At 64.6% G+C, this 4,652-nt stretch carries 5 protein-coding genes; all 5 read right to left on the minus strand.

All coding sequences use genetic code 11. The features are described from left to right. Positions 1–152: 152 nt before the first annotated feature. Complete coding sequence (gene pgsA, locus E4L98_RS13105; protein ID WP_135201999.1) at positions 153–734, minus strand: CDP-diacylglycerol--glycerol-3-phosphate 3-phosphatidyltransferase; 582 nt, start codon at positions 732–734, stop codon at positions 153–155. An 87-nt stretch (positions 735–821) separates the two neighbouring features. Further along, the gene (gene uvrC, locus E4L98_RS13110) at positions 822–2,681 is read right to left on the minus strand and encodes an excinuclease ABC subunit UvrC (protein ID WP_135202000.1); all 1,860 of its coding nucleotides are present in this window, start codon (positions 2,679–2,681) and stop codon (positions 822–824) included. A 3-nt stretch (positions 2,682–2,684) separates the two neighbouring features. Further along, positions 2,685–3,083: a holo-ACP synthase gene (gene acpS, locus E4L98_RS13115; protein WP_135202001.1), complete on the minus strand. Its 399-nt coding sequence runs from the start codon at positions 3,081–3,083 to the stop codon at positions 2,685–2,687. After that, complete coding sequence (pdxJ, locus tag E4L98_RS13120) at positions 3,080–3,841, minus strand: pyridoxine 5'-phosphate synthase (RefSeq protein ID WP_135202002.1); 762 nt, start codon at positions 3,839–3,841, stop codon at positions 3,080–3,082. Before pdxJ ends, acpS begins: the two co-directional genes overlap by 4 nt. 21 nt (positions 3,842–3,862) lie before the next feature. Then, a partial coding sequence (gene recO, locus E4L98_RS13125) for a DNA repair protein RecO (RefSeq protein WP_135202003.1) occupies positions 3,863–4,652 on the minus strand: 790 nt, incomplete at its 5' end.

Below are 4,652 nucleotides of genomic sequence, written 5' to 3' on the forward strand. Positions count from 1 at the left end.
ACTCTCGACCTCAACCTTGGCAAGGTTGCGCTCTACCAACTGAGCTACTCCCGCTTTGCTTCGTCGTCATCAACAACAGGCCAGCATTATAGAGGTTCTACACGGCCTGTCAATGGGAAAAATTTGCCGAATCAAAAATATTGTTTATACCGTTACAGCTGGCCCGAACGTTCCTTGATCAGCGGCCAGGCCAGGCGCAGGTAGTAGAACATCGACCACACGGTCAGCACGGCGGCGATTTCCAGCAGGCGCGAACCCCAGAACTGGGTGTCGACCGCGCCGCCCAGCACGTCATGGAACAGCAGCAGCGGAATCGCCATCATCTGCGCGGTGGTCTTGATCTTGCCCAGCGAGCTGACCGCCACCGATTTCGAGGCGCCGATCTGCGCCATCCATTCGCGCAGCGCGGAGATCGCGATCTCGCGGCCGATGATGATGAAGGCCATGACGGCGTTGGCGCGGTCCAGCTGCACCAGCACCAGCAGGGCGCCGGTCACCATCAGCTTGTCCGCCACCGGGTCGAGGAAGGCGCCGAAGGCCGAGGTCTGGTTCCAGCGCCGCGCCAGGAAGCCGTCGAACCAGTCGGTAATGGCGGCGATGATGAACACCAGCGTGGCCGCCAGGTTTTGATCGTCCACCGGCAGGACGGTGGTGGGAAGGTAGTAGACGCCCACCACCAGCGGAATCAGCGCAACGCGCAACCAGGTCAACAGTATCGGTATATTAAAGGGCATGGCTAGGAAATCTGGGTCGGCCTTGAAATTTTGTAATGCGCCGCTAGTCTACCTTGCTCAAGCACTTTAAACCAGCAGTGCTGGCCTCTAATGGAGCTGCTTGTAGATTTCCTCGGCCAGCGCGCTGGAGATGCCTTCAACCTGTTTCAGATCCTCGACGCTGGCGTTGATCACGCCGCGCAGACCGCCGAAGCGCGCCAGCAGGCGCTGGCGGCGCTTGGCGCCTATGCCTTCGATCTCCTCCAGGCGCGAGGTCTGGCGCGTCTTGGCGCGCTTGGCGCGCATGCCGGTGATGGCGAAGCGGTGCGCTTCGTCGCGGATCTGCGCCACCAGCATCAGCGCCGCCGATTCCTTGCCCAGTTCCTGCGACGCCCGGCCGTCGACGAACATCAGCGTCTCCAGCCCGACGCGCCGCCCTTCCCCTTTGGCGACGCCGACGATCAGGCTGATGTCGAGTCCCAGCTCGGCGAACACCTGGCGCGCCATTTCGATCTGGCCCTTGCCGCCGTCGATCAGCACCACGTCCGGCATCACGCCGTCGCCGTTGGCCACCTTTTCGTAGCGGCGGTACAGCACCTGGCGCATGGCGGCGTAGTCGTCGCCCGGGGTGATGTCGTTGATGTTGTAGCGGCGGTATTCGCCGTTCTGCATCTGGTGGTGATGGAACACCACGCACGACGCCTGGGTCGCCTCGCCCTGGGTGTGCGAGATGTCGAAGCATTCGACGCGCAGTGTCTCCAGGTCTTCGGTCTCCAGCGACAGGGCGTCGGCCAGCGCGCGCGTGCGCGATTGCTGCGAGCCCTGCTCCGACAGCAGGCGTGCCAGCGAGATCTCGGCACCCTTCTGCGCCAGTTCCAGCCACTTGCGGCGCTGGTCCTGCGGCTGGAAGATCAGGTTGATGCGATGGCCGCACTGTTCCTGCAAGGCCTGGATCAGCGCCGGGTGGTCGAATTCGAGGTTGAGGATCAGCGTGCCGGGGATGAAGCTGTCGGCATAGTGCTGCGCCAGGAAGGCGGCCAGCACCTCGACTTCGATCGATTCCTCGGCGATGGCTTCGGCATCGCTGACGTGGGTCGGGAAGTAGGCGCGGTCGCCCAGGTGGCGGCCGCCGCGCACCATGGCCAGGTTGACGCAGGCGCGCCCGCCCTGCACCAGCACGGCGATGATGTCGACGTCGGCGTCGCCGGTGGTTTCCATGCTTTGCTGGTGCAGCACGCGCGACAGCGACTGGATCTGGTTGCGCACCGATGCCGCCTGCTCGAACTTGAGGTCGGCGGCGTAGCCGTGCATTTTCTGTTCAAGGTCTTGCAGCACCTCGGTCTGGCGGCCGCGCAGGAAGCGGGCGGCGTTGTCGACGTCGGCCTTGTAGTCCTCTTTGCTGATCAGGTCCACGCACGGCGCGCTGCAACGGCCGATCTGGTGCAGCAGGCAGGGACGCGTGCGGTTGGCGTAGACGCTCTCCTCGCAGGTGCGGATCTGGAATACCTTCTGCAGGATCTGCATCGATTCCTTCACCGCCCACGAGCTGGGGAAAGGACCGAAGTACTGGTTCTTCCTGTCCACCGCGCCGCGGTAATAGACCATGCGCGGCGAATCGCCGCCGGTGATCTTCAGGTAGGGATACGACTTATCGTCGCGGAACAGGATGTTGTAGCGCGGGCTGAGAGCCTTGATCAGGTTATTTTCCAGGATCAGCGCTTCGGCCTCGCTGTGCGTAACGGTGGTTTCCAGGCGCGCGATGCGCTCGACCATCATGGCGATGCGCGGGCTGGCCAGGTTTTTCTGGAAGTAGCTGGAGACGCGCTTCTTCAGGTCGCGCGCCTTGCCGACGTAAAGCACCTTGTCTTCGGCGTCGAAATAACGGTACACGCCCGGCAGATTGGGCAGTTTGGCAACGGTGGCGAGGACCTGCTCGCGCGGGTCCGGCTGGGCTTCCAGATCGGTCATTACTTAGTCTCTTGCCTGTTCGACGATGACGAAGGCGACGGCATATTCGGCCTCGTCGCTGACGGTCACTTGCGCCGTCAGCTTGTGCTTGTCCATGAATTCCTTCAGCACGCCGCTGCAGACGATCACCGGCTTGCCGCTGGGCGCGTTCAGCATCTGCGCGGCGGGCCAGGTCATCGGCATGCGCATGCCCAGACCGATGGCCTTGGAAAACGCTTCCTTGGCGGCGAAACGCGTCGCCACGAAACGGATGCCGCGCACAGGATGCTTGGCCTTGCGCGCCAAATACTTCTCGAATTCCTGTGGCCCGAGGATCTTCTTGGCGAAGCGGTCGCCGTGGCGCTCCAGCGCCGCTTCGATGCGCGGGATCTTGCAGATGTCGGTGCCGATGCCGTAGATCATACGCGCATGCCGATCCGGGTCGACACCATGATGGCCTTCATTTCGCGCACGGCGTTTTCCCAGCCGACGAACAGCGAGTGGGCGACGATGGCGTGGCCGATGTTCAGTTCCGCGATCTCCGCGATGGCGGCGATCGCCTGTACATTGGTGTAGTGCAGACCGTGGCCGGCGTTGACCTTCAGCCCCTTGCCGACGCCGTACAGCACGCCGCGCTTGATGCGTTCCAGCTCGGCGGCCTGCTCGGCGCCCTCGGTGTCGGCATAGCGGCCGGTGTGCAGTTCGATCACCGGCGCGCCGATCTGCGCGGTGGCGTCCATCTGCGCTTCCTCGGCGTCGATGAACAGGCTGACGCGGATGCCCTCGGCCTGCAGCTGCTTTACGGCGCGCTCGACGGCGTTGTAATTGCCGGCGACGTCGAGGCCGCCCTCGGTGGTCACTTCGGTGCGCTTTTCCGGCACCAGGCAGACGTCGGCCGGCTTGATGCGGCAGGCGAAGTCGATCATTTCCTGCGTCACCGCCGCTTCCAGGTTCATGCGCGTGGTCAGCTGCGGCGCCAGCGCGATCACGTCGGCATCCTTGATATGGCGGCGGTCTTCGCGCAGGTGCAGCGTGATGCAGTCGGCGCCGGCCTGCTCGGCCAGCAGCGCCGCGCGGATCGGGTCCGGGTACGCGGTGCCGCGCGCATTGCGCAGGGTGGCGACGTGGTCGATGTTGACGCCCAGGTCGATGATGGTGCCGGAGGGTTGCAGGAAGCTCATTCGTCTATACCGTTTATCAAGTTATATCTGCGCCAGGTCGATCAGGATCTGGCGGGTGTTCAGCGGCGCGCCGCCCAGGTGGTACGCCAGCAGGAAGCGCATCAGCTGCTTGCTCTGCGATTGGGTGGCGGCGTCCTGGTAGTCTTCGCGCTCCATGTCGAGCAGGGTCTTGCCGGCCACGCCGGGCCAGGCGTCGGCGGCGCGCTGCGGGCGCGGGCCGCGCTCGGGATCGACCACGTACAGCACCTGCGGCAGCACGCGGCTGCGCGTCTCGGTGCAGCGCGTCAGCTCGGCGGCCACGCCTGTCTCTCTAAGTAAGGCCCGCTCGAATTTTCTCAAGACGATGGTGGGCGGTTCGCCGTGCGCCAGTTCGTTCAGCGTGGCGACGTAATGGTCGAACAGGGCCGGGTGGGCGTCGTCGCGCGCCAGCAGTTTGACCAGCAGTTCGTTCAGGTAGAAGCCGCACAGCAGCGCGGTTTTTTCCAGCGGCAGCATGCCGCCCACCCATTCGGCATCGGTCAGGGTGCGCAATTCGGATTTGCCGACCCAGCCCGACGACAGCGGCTGAAAGGTCTGCAGCACGCCGCGCAGCTGCGAGTGCGGCCGCTTGGCGCCCTTGGCGATCAGCGCCACGCGGCCGAAGTCGCGCGTGAACAGATCGATGATCAGGCTGGTTTCCTTGTAGGGATAGCTGTGCAGCACGAAGGCCGGCTGGCCGGCGACCTTGGTGCCGATGGTGCGTTCGCGTGACGGTGCGCGCGGGCGCTTGGCGGCAGCGGGCGATGGCGGCGCGGCCGGCTCCGGGCGGACC

Origin of the sequence: Duganella callida (genome assembly GCF_004614165.1) — a bacterium.
GTDB classification, from domain to species: domain Bacteria; phylum Pseudomonadota; class Gammaproteobacteria; order Burkholderiales; family Burkholderiaceae_D; genus Rugamonas; species Rugamonas callida.